General features: G+C 64.2%; 9 protein-coding genes. 2 read left to right on the top strand and 7 right to left on the bottom strand.

All coding sequences use genetic code 11. From position 1 onward, the window contains the following. Positions 1 to 116 precede the first annotated feature (116 nt). Positions 117 to 3,926 carry an NACHT domain-containing protein gene (locus tag EL272_RS03090; protein ID WP_164722363.1) on the top strand — a complete coding sequence of 1,270 codons (3,810 nt, stop codon included), beginning with the start codon at positions 117 to 119 and terminating at the stop codon, positions 3,924 to 3,926. 769 nt (positions 3,927 to 4,695) lie between these two features. Here the strand turns inward: EL272_RS03090 and EL272_RS03085 are convergent. From EL272_RS03085 to EL272_RS03055, 7 genes are all read right to left on the bottom strand, one after another. Beyond that, positions 4,696 to 6,297 (bottom strand): alcohol dehydrogenase catalytic domain-containing protein, encoded by a 1,602-nt coding sequence (locus EL272_RS03085; RefSeq protein ID WP_061788278.1) that lies wholly within the window; start codon positions 6,295 to 6,297, stop codon positions 4,696 to 4,698. Between the two features lie 25 nt (positions 6,298 to 6,322). Next, positions 6,323 to 7,327 (bottom strand): SDR family NAD(P)-dependent oxidoreductase, encoded by a 1,005-nt coding sequence (locus EL272_RS03080; protein ID WP_061788277.1) that lies wholly within the window; start codon positions 7,325 to 7,327, stop codon positions 6,323 to 6,325. Positions 7,328 to 7,349: 22 nt separating this feature from the next. Further along, entirely contained in the window at positions 7,350 to 8,654 is a 1,305-nt protein-coding gene (locus tag EL272_RS03075) for a hypothetical protein (protein WP_061788276.1), read from the bottom strand. A gap of 375 nt (positions 8,655 to 9,029) precedes the next feature. Beyond that, positions 9,030 to 11,489, bottom strand: coding sequence for an alpha-ketoacid dehydrogenase subunit alpha/beta (locus tag EL272_RS03070; protein WP_061788275.1), 2,460 nt, complete (start codon positions 11,487 to 11,489; stop codon positions 9,030 to 9,032). 27 nt (positions 11,490 to 11,516) lie between these two features. Next, a complete protein-coding gene (gene lpdA, locus EL272_RS03065) occupies positions 11,517 to 12,884 on the bottom strand; it encodes a dihydrolipoyl dehydrogenase (RefSeq protein ID WP_061788274.1) in 1,368 nt (455 codons plus the stop codon). Between the two features lie 11 nt (positions 12,885 to 12,895). Next, positions 12,896 to 14,251: a dihydrolipoamide acetyltransferase family protein gene (locus EL272_RS03060; RefSeq protein ID WP_061788273.1), complete on the bottom strand. Its 1,356-nt coding sequence runs from the start codon at positions 14,249 to 14,251 to the stop codon at positions 12,896 to 12,898. A 10-nt stretch (positions 14,252 to 14,261) separates the two neighbouring features. Beyond that, complete coding sequence (locus tag EL272_RS03055; protein WP_014845747.1) at positions 14,262 to 15,014, bottom strand: DeoR/GlpR family DNA-binding transcription regulator; 753 nt, start codon at positions 15,012 to 15,014, stop codon at positions 14,262 to 14,264. 430 nt (positions 15,015 to 15,444) lie between these two features. On the opposite strand from EL272_RS03055, the gene EL272_RS03050 reads away from it, so the two are divergent. Continuing rightward, positions 15,445 to 17,277: a glycosyltransferase family 2 protein gene (locus tag EL272_RS03050; protein ID WP_014845746.1), complete on the top strand. Its 1,833-nt coding sequence runs from the start codon at positions 15,445 to 15,447 to the stop codon at positions 17,275 to 17,277. Position 17,278 lies beyond the last annotated feature (1 nt).

Below are 17,278 nucleotides of genomic sequence, written 5' to 3'. Positions count from 1 at the left end.
ACCACGACATACATGGCCAGCCGCCCCACAGTCGGGCAGTCCCTCTGGCGCGGCCTCCGGGTCGGGCGGGATACTGGTACCGGTTCTACAGGGGTGCTCGACGGAGGGCGGAGCTCATGGCGATGGCGCGGCGGTCCGAGTTGGTGGACGCGCTGGCAGCCGTAGCGGTCAGTGCCCTGAGCGGACCGCTCGGAGCGATTGGGGTGAGCGCCGCCAGCGAGTTGGTGAAGCTCCTCCAGAAAGCCCGGGGCCGAACGTCTGAGGAAAAGGAACTGCAGAAACAGGTCCGGGAAGCGATCACCGCGTGGGCCGATGGCGAACGCCTCGACCAGGACGTCGTGGAACGCGGACTGGCCTGGGCGATCGAGTACGTTCAGGCAGCTGGATGCCAGCACGAGTTGATCGCCGACGCGGACTTCGATCCCACGCAAGCAGCCGAGGCCGTGCTTACGCAGGCCAAGGAGAAAGATGATTTTTGGGGAACGGACCCCGAGTACGGCGTCGCGGAACGCGCCGTGCACGTCACCTATAACGCACTGTGCCCGAAGCTCAAGGCCGAGGGCGGCGTGGTCCTGGCGGCGATCCAGGCGTCTCGGCACGAGATACGCGGCAGCATCGACCAGCTGCGCGAGGACCTGCTGGGAATAGCGGACAGGCACGAACTGATCGACTACTTGGAGAAACAGATTCGGGATTGGGATTACTCGCCGTGGACTCAAGGCCGGAAGTGGTCACAGAATCGGAAACCGTCACTGCTGGAGCGGACGCTGGAGATCGAGGACGAGCACAAAACCATGTCCCCGGCAAAGGCCTTGGAAGGGGTCTGGCTGTTGACGGTGCTGGGTGGCCCGGGTTCAGGTAAAACGTGGCTAGCTCGGCGCATCGCGCGTGAGGCCGCCGAGACGGCGCTGGAAAAGCTCCGGGATCCACGGGTGGATCCCGCGTCGGTCGAGTTCCCCTTGGTCACCACGGTGGCCGAGTGGGTCAAACGGCACGAAACCGGCTTCGAGGGGCTGGTCGAGGCGGCGCTTCCACACGAATCGCAGGAGAAGATCCTCCGGCTGGTCCTACACCCGGGGGCACGGGTGTTGGCGGTGGCGGACTCCCTGGACGAAGGCGTCTCGGTTAACAGCGCCAGGACGCTGCTCAACTCCTTGACGAGCTCGCCTACTCGGCGCTTGGTGGTGACGTCGCGGCCCGAGGCGTGGCACAGCGCGACCGCGGGCCTGCGCACAAAACAGGATACCCGGGTCGGTACCCTCACCGAGCTGCGCTATCCCGCGGATGTCCACGGCTACGTCGAGGCCTGGTTCACAGAGAACCCGCCAACGGCCCAGCACCTGATCCGGCAGCTTGAACGTCGACGAGAACTCCGCGCCACCGCGACCAGCCCGCTGTTGCTGACTTTCTACTGCATGCTGACCGAGCAGGAACCGGATCAGGAGTTGCCGAGACGCCGCCGGGAACTCTACCGAACCATCATCGACCTGCTGCTGGCCGGAGGTTGGGAGACGACGGAGGAGCACGTCGACACGGACGCATGCCGCGCAATCCTGCAGCAGTGGGCCTGGGATGCCGTCAAGGACGCGATCACCCCCGCGGGGCTGGGCGTGTGGCCCGAGACAATCACGACGAACCGCACGCCGCCCCACGTATCGGCAGCCATGGAACGTGCCCTCGACAATGTCGCACCCAAACAGGAACGCCCCCGCTCCAGCCTCTACGACCACACACGGGTCAAACGCAGATTCCTGCACCGCACCCTGTGGGAATACCTGGTGTCCGAACACATAGCCACTACTTTCTCAGCCGCCAAGGCAGCAAAGGCACTGCTACCCCACATCTGGTTCGACCCAGACTGGCACATCACCCTGCCCATGGCCATCGCCGCCCACAAGAAACGCAGCAAGCTGGTTGACCAGCTCTGGTCCTACCACACGGATCCCCCCACCCCGGCCCAGGAAGTAGTCAACATTTACCTCGAGGCACTCATGCTGGAGGTGGCCGCCCAGACCGATCCGGAAGACTGGAACAAAGCTAACCAGGCCCGGATTCGCTCCCTGAGAGAAAACCTCGCACCCCACCACCCCGAACTGATCGTCGGTTCCGCTCACTGGGGTGGCCTCAACCACATAGAGATCATCCTCACGGCACTCACTCACGCCACCCCATGGGCGGTTCCCGGTTTGATCGGCACGCTCTTGAGGCTAAAGCCAAGTGACAAAGAACGAGCGGAAGCCCACCGAACCATCCTCACACAACTCACCTCCAGAATTTCAAAAAACTCTCCCAATATAGTAAGCGCGCTATTGGAGCTGAAAATAAACAAGGAAAAACAAAAAGAAACCCGGCAAGCCATCCTCACAGCACTCCCCAAAGCTCAACCACTGGAGGTTCCCGATCTAGCACGCGCGCTATTGAAACTGAAACCAAACAACAAAGAACGAACGAAAGCCCGTCATGCCATCCTCACAGCTCTCCCCGCAACCTACTCATGGGGTGTTTCTAAACTAGTACGCGCACTATTGGAACTGGAACCAAACCACAAAGAAAGAACAGAAGCCCATCGAAAAATCCTCATAGAGTTCGCCACCGTTCTTACACAACTCACCTACGATAACTCACAGCAGATCCCCGATATAGTAGACGCATTATTGGACCTGAAACCAAACAATGAAGAGCGGACAGAAATCCGCCAAGTCATCCTCGCGCAACTCATCTACACCAATCCGAAGAATGTTCCCAAATCAGTACACGCACTGCTTAAACTAGACCCAAACGACGAAGAACTAGCAGAAGCCCGCCAAACCATCCTCATAGCACTCATCTACACCGACTGGTGGAAGGTTCCCGACCTAATACATGTACTATTGGACCTGAAACCAAACTACGAGGAACGAGTAGAAATCTGCCGAATCATCCTCGCGATACTCACCAATGCCGACCCACTCTCAGCAAACCCCGGAACCGATCCTTGGAAGATTCCCGACCTAGTAGGCGCACTCCCAGACCTAGAGCTAAACGACGAGGAAAGAGCGGAAATTCGCCGGACCATCTTCACGCAGCTCAACCCCAACGACCCGTGGAAGGCACCCAATTCAGTGCGCGCACTGTTGGGACTGGAACCAAACGACGAAGAACGAGCAGAAATCCGTCAGACCATCCTCGCAGCACTTTCTTGCACCTACTCATGGGGTGTTCCAGACTTAGTGCACGCACTGCTTACCCTGAAGGCAGATGACAAAGAAAAAACGGAAGCCCGCCAAGCCATCCTGGCTCAACTCGCCCACGCCAACCCATGGAAAATTCCCGACCTAGTACACGCACTCTCGGAACTGAAGCCAAACAACAAAGAACAAGCGGAAGCCCGCCAAACCATCCTCACCCAACTCCCCAACACCGACCCACGAGAGGTTCCAAACCTAATCGACACGCTCTTAGAACTCAGCCCAAACAACAAAGAACAAGCGGAAGCCCGCCAAACCATCCTCACCCAACTCCCCAACACCGACCCACGAGAGGTTCCAAACCTAATCGACACGCTCTTAGAACTCAGCCCAAACAACAAGGAACTAAAAGAAGCCCGCCAAACCATCCTCACCCAACTCCCCAACACCGACCCACGAGAGGTTCCAAACCTAATCGACACGCTCTTAGAACTCAGCCCAAACAACAAGGAACTAAAAGAAGCCCGCCAAACCATCCTCACCCAACTCCCCAACACCGACCCCAAGAAGATTTCCAGACTGGTACGCATGCTATCGAAACTGGGACTATTACCTGAGGAACGGACAGAAATCTGCCAAGCCATCCTCGCATCACTACCCGAAGTCAACTCAGAAACTCTTTATGGCCTGGTCGACCTCCTGCGTCAACTCACCTCGGTCGACGACTGGTTTGCGGCGCTCGGCATTGAAAGCACCTGATCGCGACACACCCACGAGCGCCGGGTATCCACTGATAACGCCCACCATTGATCGGGCGACTGAAGCCTCACAACACACACCGCCCCTGGGCTTGTCGCGGCGCGGACCCAGGACATGCGAGTGTCGCCCGTGCAGGCACTCACATACGCACAACGATTCCAACGGGACTGCTCAGGAGGAGCGGTGGCGCTGATCCCCGAAGCGAGCGGAACACCGGCGGCGCATCGCTTCACGACTCCCTACAACCCCATACGTTCCAACTCACCTGAATCGGCATTCACCTCGGACTGAATTAGTCGCAAACACCACCCGAGAGCCGTATTTCGCTATGGCTCGAAATACCGAAGGATCTCATGGAACTCACGCGGCACTCGCACACGTAACCCACTCCGAAATCCTCACCTACCTCAAGGACAAGGGCCATGTCCGCATCGATCAAATCCCCGAGGACCTAGGCATCGCCGACTCCACGCTCTCCGATCACCTCACGATCACAAAACCGTGTGACTGCTCGTCTCGCGCCAACCTGGCCACCATCAAGGACCTCATCGTGCCCCTATAAACGCAGTAGATGGTCTGGGATCGGTTGACCGGGTTCCAGTTTTCAGGCATTCATCTCGAGGAAGTGGTGCGTGATGGTCACCCGCCCTCATCCTCGAGAACCACGTGAACATCATCGCTGCCGGGGCGATGTCCCAGCACTGCGGTGGAGACGAGGAATCGCTGGTCGTGGAAACCAACTATCCACGACCAGCGATCGTTGACGGGGTCACTCCCCCGCCAGCAGGGCCTCCTCGGCCTCCTTCGTCCAGCGGCCGTTCTTCAGTTTCTCCGCGACGTGCGGGAGTTTGGTCTCCAGCTCGGCCAGGCGGATCAGACCGAGGTCGTGCAGCGACGGGAAGACCATGATCTTTCCTCCCGAGGTGCGGTTGATGACCGAACCGATGGCATCGGCGAACCCCGCCATGCCGGTGATGGCGTCGAGGGAGATGGTGGTGTCGATCACACCGTCCTCGATCTTCCGCAGCACCGTGCGCATGTCCGAGACGTCCGACCCGGAGGTGCCCAGCATGAACACGCGACGCTCGATGATCCCCTGGAGGTCGAAGTCGCCGAATGTGCCCGCGGGAATGCCCGCGAAGGCGTTGACGATCGCGCCCTCACCGGCCAAGTCGACGGCCTGCGAGACCAGAGCCGGCACTGGCACCATGCAGGACAGGTGGGTGTAGCCGGGTTTCAGCGGGGCGGCGCTGGTGTTGACGATCTTCAGCGGCACCTCCCGGGCTTCGGCCACCGGTCCCACGACCCCGCGCAGGTGCTCCAGGCGGTCGTCGCTCACGTCGGTGCCCGTGACGGTGACGCCCGGCACCCCGGAGGTGACGGCCCGCATGGTGTGCATCTGCCCCATCGGGCCGGCGGCCCCGATGATCGCCACCTTGTCGCCGGTGCGCAGCTCACCCGTCGCGGGAATCCAGGCGTAACCGTCGGCAGGATCGTCGCCGGTGGTGCCGCAGAACCGGATGAAGTCGTAGTGCACGCGACCGATGTCCAGGCTCACCTTGCGGTCGATCCTCCCACCGCCCAGCACGACGCACAGCACGCCGCGCGTGCCGAGCAGCTTCGCGCAGGCCTCGATCACCTCGGCGTCGGAGCAGAAACAGACGATGTCGTCGAAGGTCTCCCCGCCCAGTCCCGCGACCTCCTGCGGGGCGGCCAGCACCGTCTCCGCAGGTTGGTGCTGCGACGTGAGGGAACCGAGGTCACCGTCGCCGACCACCAGCAACCGGCCACCGTCGGCGACGTGATTGCGCTCCGCCCACGCGTAGGAACCCTCCACGGTGGCCCACGGCTCGATCAGCCCGACGGCGGCCGCCGACGGCCCGTCAGTGACGTGGATCAGGAACTCCTCACCCGACGGCGAGACCACGCAGCGTTCGTCGATGACGACGTACTCCTGCAGCGCACCCTCGAAGTTGTAGCCGAACGCACCGTTCGATTTCGGCGTGCGCAGGTGCTTCCAGTCGGCCTGCACCAGCACCCGGTCCCCCACCTCGAAGTGCGTCACCTGTTCCCCGGCGGCGATGATGCACCCCACCGGTTCGTGGCCGGGCACCGTCGCCCGCCCGCCCGGACGGTAACCCGGAATCTCGGCGAGAGCCTCGGGTGCGATCCCCGAGATCACCTCCGCCTTGCGCGGGTGGGAATCGAAGGCGTGCAGCAGTTTGGTGTCGCTGAAACAGATGCCGCAGGCCTCCACCTTGAGCAGCATCTGGTGAGGCCCCACCTCATCGACCGGTTTGGCGGGGTTGAGCACGAACTCATCGACCCCGACGATCTGAATGGCGTGCTGGGTGGCGGGAATGTCACTCATGTTTCTTCCTTCGGTTTCTCGGGGTTCAGGCGCTGAGCATGACCTGGCCGCCCGTGACGGGCACGGCCTGGCCGGTTTCGTAGGCCTGTTCGACGATGTAGTAGATGGCGCGCAGCACATCGATGCCGGTGGTGCCGCGGCGCATCGGCACCTTGGCCTCGTAGAACGCCCGCACATCCTCGATCGTTGTCGCGCCGGGCACCTTCCCGGAGTTGAGGTACTGCACGAACAGCCCCCGGTCGGGGTCGGACCACAGCGGGCCGTCATAGAAGTTCCCGGGACACACGGCATTGACCTTGATGCCGTGTTCGACGAGTTCCAGCGCAAACGACTGCACCAGACCGATGCCGCCGAACTTGGAGCCGGCGTAGGCGGCGTTCTTGTTGGAGCCGACGAGCCCGGATTTCGAGTTGATCTGGATGATGTCGGTGAGCCACCCGGGCGCGGCCTCGTGTTGGCGTGCGAGGAGACCGCCCAGGTGTTTGGTGACGAGGAAGAACGCGACGTAGTTGATGTCGGTGGAGAGCCTGAACGCGGAGGTGTCCTGTTCCAGCACGGATCCGGCGCGCACGATCCCGGCGTTGGAGATCACCAGGTCGAGCCCGCCCGCGACCCGCTCCACCTCGGCGGCCATCGCAGCGACGGATTCCTCGTCGGCGACGTTCACGATGATGGGGTGGGTGAGTTCCGCGCCGAGTTCCGCGCACTTGGCGGCGGCCCCGTCGCCGTTGAGGTCGGCGATGAAAACGAAACAGCCTTGGTCAACAAGGCCCTTGGCGATCTCCGCGCCGAAACCCTGCGCGCCGCCGGTGACCAGGGCGACGCGGCCGCTGATCTCGCGTTCGCCGCGCGGGGTGGCGGTGACCTCGTAGGTCTCCTCCCCCAGCCGCACCACCACGGGCAGTGAGACGTCGGCGGGGATGGTGGCCGCGTCGAGGACGATGGTGGCCTCGGCGTCGCTGGGGCGCACCAGGACGGGACGGTTCAAGGCGGTGAGGAACGCTCCCCTCACCTTCGGGGCATTGCTCATGATGGTCTCCCGGTTTCAGGTTTCACAGTCTGGGGGCGGTGGCGGCGAGTTCGGCGGCGTCGGCACCGTCGGCCAAGGCGCGACCGAGGGGCGCGAACGCGGCGATGCGGGCGGCGAGCCACTCGGGTCGTGGACGACCCTCGCCGAGGATGTGCAGCGACGGGTCGACGGCGGTCAGGGCCTCGTGGGCGACGAGCGCCCAGGTTGCCTCGTTGAGCGCCGCGAACCCGGGATCCCGCAGCTCGGGGCAGGTGAACGACTGCCGGGGCTGGTTGATGTCCACCCCGGAGATCTCGTACATGCCGTGGCGGGTGGCGAGGTCGTGGATGCGCCGCAGCTGCTGGGGGGTGTTGCGCGGTGGCATGTAGGTGACGGCCCGCAGTCCGCGCTCTGCCATGGCGTCGAACAGTTCGTCGAGGTAGTCGTCCTCGAACTTCTCGGCCTTCTTGTCGCCGGTCGGCGAGGCGGAGACGTCACCGAGGTAGGCGTAGGTGGCGATCGCCCCGACGGAGTCGGCGAGGGTCACCACCTCCTCGGCGGTCGGGCACTCGTCGGCGGTGGGTTGGATGTAGATACTGGCCAGGTATTCCGATTTGAGCACGCCCAACAGGTCGTAGGTCAGGTGCGGGTTGTCGGCATCGCCCAGGACGCCGGCGAGTTTCGCGGGTACGTCGATGCCCATGCCCTGTAGCCCCGCGACCAGGGCTTCACCGCGACCGAAACCGTCGATGAGGGCATCGGCCATGGCCGCCAAAAGGTGGCGTTCGGTGATGCCGCCGCCGGTGGCGTACTGGGAGCAGGCCACCATGTCGGTCTGCGGGTCGAAGGACGCCAGGCCGAGACGGGTGAGGATGGAGTTCGCGGCTTCCGCCATCGCGAGGGTGCGTTCCAGTCGCGCTGCGCGCCGCGGGGCGAGCCACGCATCCACCTCCGCCCTGGCCGGGGCGGGGATTGCCTGCACGGTCATGTAGGCGATCCCCGCGGAGTCGGGGTTGTTGAGTTTCCTGGTGGCGAAGGGGCCGCCGGGATCGAAGAAGGCGCGGCACTCGAACCCCGTCACGCTGCCCATTCCGAGGATGCGGGTGGCCTCGGTCATCTCGGCGGCGGCGGCGATGGAGTCGTGGTCGACGGAACCGACCACGCGCAACCCGGCGCGCCTGGCGCCCAGGGCCGCACCGGAGGGGGTGTAGGGGCTGAAGGAATAGCAGGTGTGGATGTGGTTGTTGGATTCCACCACCCAGTCGGGGAAGGACTCCTGTCCGGCGACGACCCGCAACGCCGCCAACCGTTCCTCGGGTGGAACCCCCGGGTCATTGATCTGGTTCATGTGTTTCCTGTTTCCTCTCTTCCCCATCGCTTCCCCGAAGCTGATCGAGCCGGCTCTGCTCTTTACCGAACTCGTGGTCGGGTCTGCCTTCCAACCACCGGATGGTTTCGACACGGGCCGCTCATTCCTCACGACCCGGCTCAACCAGCTTTGCCCTTCCCGAAGCCGGTTGAGCCGATCCGCGAGCGCCAGCGAGCAGATCGAGTCGAAACCAAGGCGACCATCCCCGAGGACCTGGGCCGGATGGTTTCGACACGGACTGCTCCTTCGTCGCAGTCCTGCTCAACCAGCTTCGGGAGGGGACATCGCAGTCCTGCTCAACCAGCTTCGGGAGGAGATGTCGCAGTACGGCTCAACCAACTTCGAGGGGTGGGCTCAGAGCCCTTCGCGGGTGCGGCGGGCCAGTTCGGCGGTGGTCTGGTTGCTGATGGTCACGTGACCCGGCAGCGGCAGGATCCGTTCGTGGACCGCGTCGACCAGCCATTCGGGTTGCGGGAAGAACTCCTTCTCCAGTTCCGCCGCCGGGGTGATGGCGTTGCGCGACCCCACCACCGTGACGGGCGCGTCGAGGTGATCGAACGCGATGCTCTGCACCTTGGACGCGACGTCCTGCAGGAAGGAGCCGCGCTCCACCGCGTCGGAGCTGAGCAGCAGCCGACCGGTTTTCTTCACCGACTCGACCACCGGGTCGAGGTTCAGCGGGGCGACGAACCGCAGATCGATGACCTCGGCCGACAGCCCGTACTTCGACTGCAGGATGTCGGAGGCCTCGAGGGCCCGGTACAAGGTGGCACCGAGGGTGGCGATGGTCAGGTCGGAGCCCTCGCGACGAACCACCGGTTCCCCTTCCGGAACCTCGTAGTAGCCCTCCGGAACACCTCCGGGCTGGAACTCCTCGGCCTTGTCGTAGAGCAGCTGGGACTCGAAGAACACCACCGGGTCGGTGCCGCGCAACGCCAGGTTCATCATGCCCTTGGCGTCGTAGGGGGTGGCCGGGTAGTAGACCTTCAGACCGGGCATGTGCGCGCACAGCGCCGACCAGTCCTGGGAGTGCTGGGCGCCGTACTTGTTGCCGACGCTGACGCGGATCACGAGCGGCATCTCCAGCAGACCCGCGGACATCGCCTGCCATTTCGCGGCCTGGTTGAAGATCTCGTCGCCCGCGCGCCCCAGGAAGTCGCAGTACATCAGCTCCACCAGCGCGCGACCCCCGGAGAGGGCGTAGCCGACACCGGCACCGACGATCGCGGCCTCGGAGATGGGCGAGTTGAACAGGCGGTGGTAGGGCAGCAGCTCCGTCAGGCCACGGTAGACGGCGAACGCGCCACCCCAGTCGCGGTTCTCCTCGCCCCACGCGGCGAGCGTCGGGTCGGTGGCGAAACGGTGCGCCACGGCCTCGAAGATCGCGTCGCGGTAGGCGAAGGCCTTGTTCTTGGAGACCGGTTTGCCGTTCTCGTCGCGGGCGGTGCGGATCTTGTTCCTCAGCGCCTTGACGCGCGGGTTCTCGGCCAGCGGGGTGAGCAGCTGCGGTTCCTCTTCCGACAGCTTCTCCTTGTTGCCGTTGCTGTACATCACCGTGTCGATGAAGTCCATGTGCACGCGCGGGCTGAGGTCTTCATCGCGGGTCGCCAGGGCGATCACCTTGGTGAGGCGCTCGTCGAACCTCTGCTGGATGGCGTTCACGTCGGCCTGGGTGAGCACCTTGTTCTTGATCAGGTAGGCGGCGTAGTTCTTGAGGCCGTCGTGTTTCTCCCACAGTTCCACTTCCTCGCGGGTGCGGTAGGAGGAGGCGTCCGACGGGGAGTGTCCGGAGAAGCGGTAGGTGATGGTGTCGGTGAGCACCGGTCCGCGACCCGCGTCGAGGAGTTCACGTTTGCGGGCGACGGCGTCGGCGACGGCGAGCGGGTTGAGGCCGTCGACACGTTCGGCGTGCATGGCCTCCGGGTTCACACCCATGCCGACGCGCGCCAGGATGTCGTAGCCCATGGTTTCGCCGGAGGTCTGGCCACCCATGCCGTAGAAGTTGTTGAAGAAGTTGAACCAGATCGGCGGATTGCCCTCCACACCGTCTTTCCACAGGGTGCGGTACTGGTCCATGGCGGCCAGCATCATGGATTCCCAGACGGGGCCGCAACCCATGGACGCGTCACCGATGTTCGCAATCACAATGCCGGCCCGGCGGTTGATGCGCTTGAACAGCGCCGCACCGGTGGCGATGTCCGCGGAGCCGCCGACGATGGCGTTGTTCGGCATGGAACCGAACGGGGTGAAGAAGGCGTGCATGGAACCGCCGAGGCCGCGGTTGAAACCGGCCTTGCGGGCGAAGGTTTCGGCGACGGCGCCGTAGAGGATGAAGTTCTCGGCGACATCGGCCAGGCCGTCGTCGGAAACCTGCTCGGCGAAGGAGAGGGTTTCGCCGTCCAGGAATTCCTTCATGATGTGTTCCAGGTCCGCGGCATCGAGTTTGCGGGAGGCGGAGAAACACTTGGCGAGGATCTCGCCGTGGCTGCGGTGGGATCCGAAGACGAAGTCGTCGGCACCGAGCTGCGAGGCCTGCCCCACCACAGCGGATTCCTGTCCGATGCTGAGGTGCGCGGGGCCGCGGTGGTTGTACTCCACGCCGTTCCAGGCACCGGTGGTCTTGATGGAATTGAGCATGGTCTCGAAGGAGCGCACGGCGATCATGTCGTGCAGGATGTCGATGAGCCCCTGCTTGCCGTGGCGTTTCAGTTCCGCCTTGAAGTTGGGTTCGTAGGCGTTGACGGGGATCTCGGGCGCCGTGATGACGCCCTTGGCACGCACGTTCGTCGGATCGACGATGAGTGAGCGGGTCATAGTTTTGTTGTCTCTTTTCCTTGTCGATCAGGCCTTGGCCGCCCAGGCGGCCTCGCGGATCAGTTCACTGACTGTGGGATGGGGGAAGACGAGCTGACGCAGGTCGGTGAGGTCCAGTTCGGTTTCCAGCACGGCGGAGGCGCCCCAGATCATCTCGGCCGCATAGCTGCCCAGCACATGAATGCCCAGCACCTGGCGGGTCTCGGCGTCGAGGATGAGTTTGGCCAGTCCCGGGGCCTGGAGACCGTTCTCGGCCACGAACCGACCGGACATGTAGCCGGGGACGCTCGCGGTGATGATGTCACGGCCCGCCTTCCTGGCCGCGGCCTCGGTGAGTCCGATGCCGGCGCACTCGGGGGCGGTGTAGACAGCCCACGGGACGGTGTGCCAGCGCATCACCTCGCCGCGGCGGTGGGCCTCGGGGTCGAGGATGTTGGCGGCGGCCACCTCGCCCATGCGGTAAGCGGCGTGGGCTAGCAGGCTGCGACCAGTGACGTCCCCGATCGCCCACACGTTCGGCAGGTTGGTGCGCATCCGGTCATCAACGACCACTCCGCGACCGGAGTACTCCAGGCCGGTGTTCTCTGCACCCCAGCCGTCGACTGCGGGCCGGCGTCCGACGGCCATCAACACGTAGTCGGCCTCGACGCTCTCCTCGGCGCCGTCGGCGGTGGTCCAGTTCACCTTTCCACCATCGATGGAGGTAACCCGGCAGCCAAGTTTGAAGGTGACATCCTTCAGGGCTTTGCGGAGCTGCGCGGCCACGTCGTCGTCGGCGAAGGGGACGATCTCGGGCAGCATCTCGATGACGGTGACCTGCGTACCGAGCATGGAATACAGCGAGGCGAACTCCACCCCAATGACACCGCCACCGATCACGGCCAGGCGTTCCGGAATCTCCGGCAACGAGAGAGCGCCGGTGGAGTCGATGACCAACGGGTTGTCCTTGGCGCCGGGGATGGGGGGCATCACGGGCACCGATCCGGTGGCGAGGATCACGTGGGTGGCGGTGTGAGTGGTGCCGTCGACGGTGACCTTCCCGGGGCCGTCGAAGGTGCCGTGGCCGTGCACGACGGTGACCCCGGCCTTCTTCTCGGTGGCAGCGACCCCACCGACGAGAGTGGAGACCACCTTGTCCTTCCATTTCTGCAGGGCGGGCCAGTCGATATGGGCGCCGTCAACCTTCACCCCGAACTGGGCTCCGTGACGGGCATGGTCGTAGGTCTTGGCGGCCCCGAGGAGGGTTTTGGTGGGGATGCATCCCACGTTCAGGCAGGTGCCGCCCAGTGATGCGGCCTCGACGAGGAGCACGTTCTTCCCCGCGTGGCCGAGCCGCTCGGCGGCGATGTAGCCGCCGGGGCCGCCGCCCAGCACGATGACGTCGTGGTCGGTCATTGTTCGTCCTCTCAGCTCAGGGCGGCCAGTTCGATGTTCTCGAGGAAGGCCACGAGGTCCTGCAGGAAACGGGCCGCGTCGGCACCGTCGATGACCCGGTGGTCGGCGGTCAGCGACAATCCGATGCGCTGTTCGACGCGGACCTTGCCCTTCTCATCCGCGTAGGCGCGGGGGAAGATGGCGTCGACGCCGAGGATCGCGGTCTGGGGCACGTTCAGCAGCGGGGTGAAGTGTTCGATGCCGAAACCACCCAGGTTGGAGACGGTGAAGGTGGCCCCGCCCAGCAGGTCGGGGCTGATGGTGCCCTCGATGGCCTGCGCGGCGAGGTCCTTGCAGATCGCGGAGAATTGGCCGAGGCTGAGCTGCGAGGCGTTGCGCACCGTCGGGACGAGGAGGCCGCGCGGGGTGTCGCAGGCGAAACCGAGGTGGACCCGCTCGAAGGTGGTCAGCACGCCGTCCTCGAGGTGGGCGTTGTGGGTGGGGTGTTTGGCGGCGGTCCTGACGGCGGCGAATCCGACGAGGTCGCCGATGGTCACCTTGTTCAGGCCGAGCGCCGGGTCGGAGTTCTTCAGCTTCTTGCGCATGTCGAGGAGGCCCTGGGCCCGCGCGGTGGTGGTGTAGGTGAGCTGCGCGGAGCTGGCCAGGGAGTGCATCATCCGCTCGGAGATCACCTTGCGGATGCCCTTCAGCGGGGTGCTTGTGCTGGGTCCGGGGAAGTCCGGGTCGGCTCCTCCGACCGCCGCTGGGGCCGGCGTGGGGGTTTCCTCTGCCGGTGCGGCGGGGGCGGTGAGGTCGGCCTGGCTGACGCGACCGCCGAGCCCGGTGCCCTCACCCGCGACCGCTCCGGCCCGGGCCGCCGCCCTGGTGGTGGTCTCGGCGACGGCGGCGACGTCGCGGGCTATCACGCGACCTCCGGGGCCGGTTCCCGCGGGCACGGCCGCGATGTCGATGCCCTCGGCGGCGGCCAGGTTGCGGGCGCGCGGACTGGAGCCGCGTTCGTCACCGGCCACGGAAGCGCCGGTGGGCGCCTGCTCCGGAGGCTCAGCGGTCGCGACGGTGGCCTGTTCGGGGGTCTCCTCCTGCGCGGCGCCGAAACCCACCTCAGCGAGCACGGGGGCGGGGTCCTCGCCGGGTTCCCCTACCACGAGGAGGGGCTGTTTGACGGGGACGTCGTCGCCCTCGGCCCACAGCAGCTTCAGCACGGTCCCGGACGCGGTGCTGGGCACCTCCATGGAGGCCTTGTCGGTCTCCACCTCGCAGAGGATGCCGTTCTCGGCGATGGTGTCGCCCTCCTTGACCAGCCAGGAAACGATGAGACAGGACTCGACGCTGTTCCCGAGGGCCGGCATGACTATGACGGTTGCCATTTGGTTTCTCCTAGACGATGCGAACGTGGGTGTGTTCCTTGAGGGCCTCCACGGCATCGTCGGGGAGACCGGAGTCGGTGATGATGCCCGTGATGGCATCCAGCGGCAGGAAGGAAACGAACCCCGCCTGCCCGAACTTGCTGGAATCGGCCACCAGCCAGGTCTGTTCGGCGCGCTCCCGCATGGTGGTTGCCACCTGCGCACCCTCGACGAAACGTGTCGTCAACCCGCGTTCGGGTGAGAAACCGTCGGTGCCGAGGAAGGCGATGCGGGTGTTGAAATCGGCGATGGCGCGTTCCGCGAGGGGGCCGACCAGGGATTCCGACTCAGGCCGGAACACCCCGCCCGCAAGGATGATGTTCAGCGCTGGGTTGGTGCGGGCGTTGTTGAACACCAGCGTCGAGTTGGTGACGATCTGCACCCCTCGCCTGCCGGTCAGGTGCCGGGCGATCAGCGCCGCGGTGGTTCCGGCCTCGATCATGACGGTGTCGTCGTCGCCGATCAGCTCCGCGGCGGCCTGCGCGATCTTCTCCTTGGCCTCCACGTTGACCTGCTGCCGCTGCAGGATTCCCTGGAGGGTGATGGGCCGCGCCCCGCCACGGGTGCGCACAAGCATGCCCTGCTGTTCGAGGGTGCGCAGGTGGCCGCGGATGGTCACCTCGGAGACCCCGAAGTCGCTGGCCAGGCCGGAGACGCTCAGCCGTCCGTCGTCGGCCAGCTTCGCGAGGATCGCGCTCTCACGTTCCGTGCGTTCCACCACCATCGCTGGACCCTTCTGTTCACTTACGAAACTCTTTCGTAAGTCCTACGATACCTCATCGTTTTCGGACGTCAAGAAACAGTAGCACAAGCTGATCGCACATCCGCCGAGCCTCGGGGCGGCGCACTCGACAACCCCAGACCCCGACTCTCGCCATTGACTAGCATGATCACGGCGGCTCCACCCTCGGGACCACACCACAGCCGCCCCTGTCAATTGGTTTCGATTCGACCATCGAACGAAGAGCGACAAAACGATGAATCCCCGTTCGTGAACCCCCGGCGGTCCTTTGCGCAACTCCCACGAACCCGTCGATGCACGAAACTCAGATTGGCTAAGGTATGCTCTTGGCGGCGAAGGTTAACCTCATTCGGTTTTCGCGTCCCCCGACCCCCTCAAGCAGCACTAGAAGACAACTTCACCAGGAGGCCCCGTGCCCTCGTCACGCCATTCCCGGCGCCGCCGCCCAAAAGTTGATTTATCAATCGTTAATGCCGATACCGAACTAGCGCTTGTCGACAACCTCGCCCCCGAGGAACGCCGGGCCTCGACCTCAGGTCGCTACTCCCCCACCCTACTCTTGGTCGCCATTCTCGCGTCGATCGGTGTTCTTGCATACGCATGCTTCATCCTCAACCCCGCTTTCAGGGGTGACCTCATCCCGTGGCTCATCGTCATCACGTGCGAACTGATTCTCATTTTCCAGGCTGCCATGGCCCTGTGGACGATACTTTCCGGCTACGGCCGCCAGCCCAGCTACAGTTTCCAGGCCGCCCAGGCCAAGATGTTCGACCCGCAGCTCAACGCCCGCCTGAGAATCAGCAACGACCCCACGAAATGGCCCATGTACCTGAACGGCCGCCAGGCCAACGTGGACGTGCTGATCACGGTCTACGGCGAATCACTGGACGTCATCAGGACCACGGTCAAGGCCGCCATGGCAATGCGCGGCCTCCACACCACCTGGATCCTGGACGACGGGGACTCGGATGAGGTTCGGGACCTGGCCAAGACCCTCGGCTGCCGCTACGTGCGCCGCCTCGGCAGCTCCGGGGCCAAGGCCGGCAACGTCAACAACGCCCTGTCGGTGGCCAAGGCCGAGTTCTTCGTCATCTTCGATGCAGACTTCGTGGCCAAACCCGACTTCCTCTACGAGACGCTTCCGTTCATGGAGGACCCGAACGTGGCCTTCGTGCAGACGCCTCAGGTTTACGGCAACCTCAACAACATCGTCTCCAGGGGTGCGGGGTTCATCCAGATGGTTTTCTACCGGTTCATCCAGCCGGGGCGCAACGAGTTCAACGCGGCGTTCTGCGTCGGCACCAACGTGCTGTTCCGCCGCGCGGCCGTGAAGGACATCGGCGGGATCTACACCCAGTCCAAGTCGGAGGACATCTGGACCTCGATCCTCCTGCACGAACGAGGCTGGCGCTCGATCTTCCAGCCCAAGGAGCTCGCCATCGGCGAGACCCCCGACACCATCGAGTCCTACAGCAAGCAGCAGCTCCGCTGGGCCACCGGGGGGTTCGAGATCCTTTTGACGCACAACCCCCTCAGGCCACGTCGTCGCCTCCACATGGACCAACGGCTCATGTACTTCGCCACGTGCACGTTCTACTTCACGGGCATAGCACCGGGCCTCCTCATGCTGGTCCCTGTGCTGGAGGTGTTCTTCGACCTGCGACCCGTGACACTCGCCGTCAAATGGTACGAGTGGGCCTTGTTCTACCCCGGTTTCTACGCCATGCAGATTTTGCTGGCAGCCGTGATCGCGGGCACATTCCGTTGGGAGGTTCTCCTGCTCGCTGCCAATTCCTTCCCGATCTACATCAAGGCATTCTTCAATGCCCTACTCAAGGTGGATACGAAATGGTCGGTCACGGGAGCCACCGGCGGTAAGGCCTCCGCGTTCAACTTCATAATGGTGCAGGTCTGGGCGTTCGTCCTCATGGTAGGCACCTCGATCGTCTCCATCTACCGAGACTACTCGATGGGACATCTCAACATCGCCACGTTCTGGTGCGTTTTGAACTCATTCTTCCTCGGTGCGTTCGTCGTGACTGCATTCTTGGAGAACCGACAGAAGAAACGGGAAAAGACACAGCCCCAGCGCGGTCTGGAGGCAGCTGAATCCCCCTACGCCGACAGGCAGCTGGTCTCGGTGGGCAGGCAGTCCGAGGCCTTGGACGTCGAAGCCATCCTGGACGCCCAGGCAGCCAAGGGCGCCCTCGCAGAAAATCCCGAACTTCAAGACCGAAAGGGCTGAT

The sequence above is a fragment of the Arachnia propionica genome, assembly GCF_900637725.1.
Lineage (GTDB): Bacteria > Actinomycetota > Actinomycetes > Propionibacteriales > Propionibacteriaceae > Arachnia > Arachnia propionica.
The sequence above is the reverse complement of the archived record's forward strand: the minus strand, read 5'-3'. Positions and strand labels throughout refer to the sequence as shown.

Excerpts from the sequence above, each read along its gene's own strand:
- EL272_RS03090 (WP_164722363.1), top strand. The coding sequence starts at position 117 with ATGGCGATGGCGCGGCGGTCCGAGTTGGTGGACGCGCTGGCAGCCGTA.
- EL272_RS03085 (WP_061788278.1), bottom strand. The coding sequence starts at position 6,297 with ATGAGTGACATTCCCGCCACCCAGCACGCCATTCAGATCGTCGGGGTC.
- EL272_RS03080 (WP_061788277.1), bottom strand. The coding sequence starts at position 7,327 with ATGAGCAATGCCCCGAAGGTGAGGGGAGCGTTCCTCACCGCCTTGAAC.
- EL272_RS03075 (WP_061788276.1), bottom strand. The coding sequence starts at position 8,654 with ATGAACCAGATCAATGACCCGGGGGTTCCACCCGAGGAACGGTTGGCG.
- EL272_RS03070 (WP_061788275.1), bottom strand. The coding sequence starts at position 11,489 with ATGACCCGCTCACTCATCGTCGATCCGACGAACGTGCGTGCCAAGGGC.
- lpdA (WP_061788274.1), bottom strand. The coding sequence starts at position 12,884 with ATGACCGACCACGACGTCATCGTGCTGGGCGGCGGCCCCGGCGGCTAC.
- EL272_RS03060 (WP_061788273.1), bottom strand. The coding sequence starts at position 14,251 with ATGGCAACCGTCATAGTCATGCCGGCCCTCGGGAACAGCGTCGAGTCC.
- EL272_RS03055 (WP_014845747.1), bottom strand. The coding sequence starts at position 15,014 with ATGGTGGTGGAACGCACGGAACGTGAGAGCGCGATCCTCGCGAAGCTG.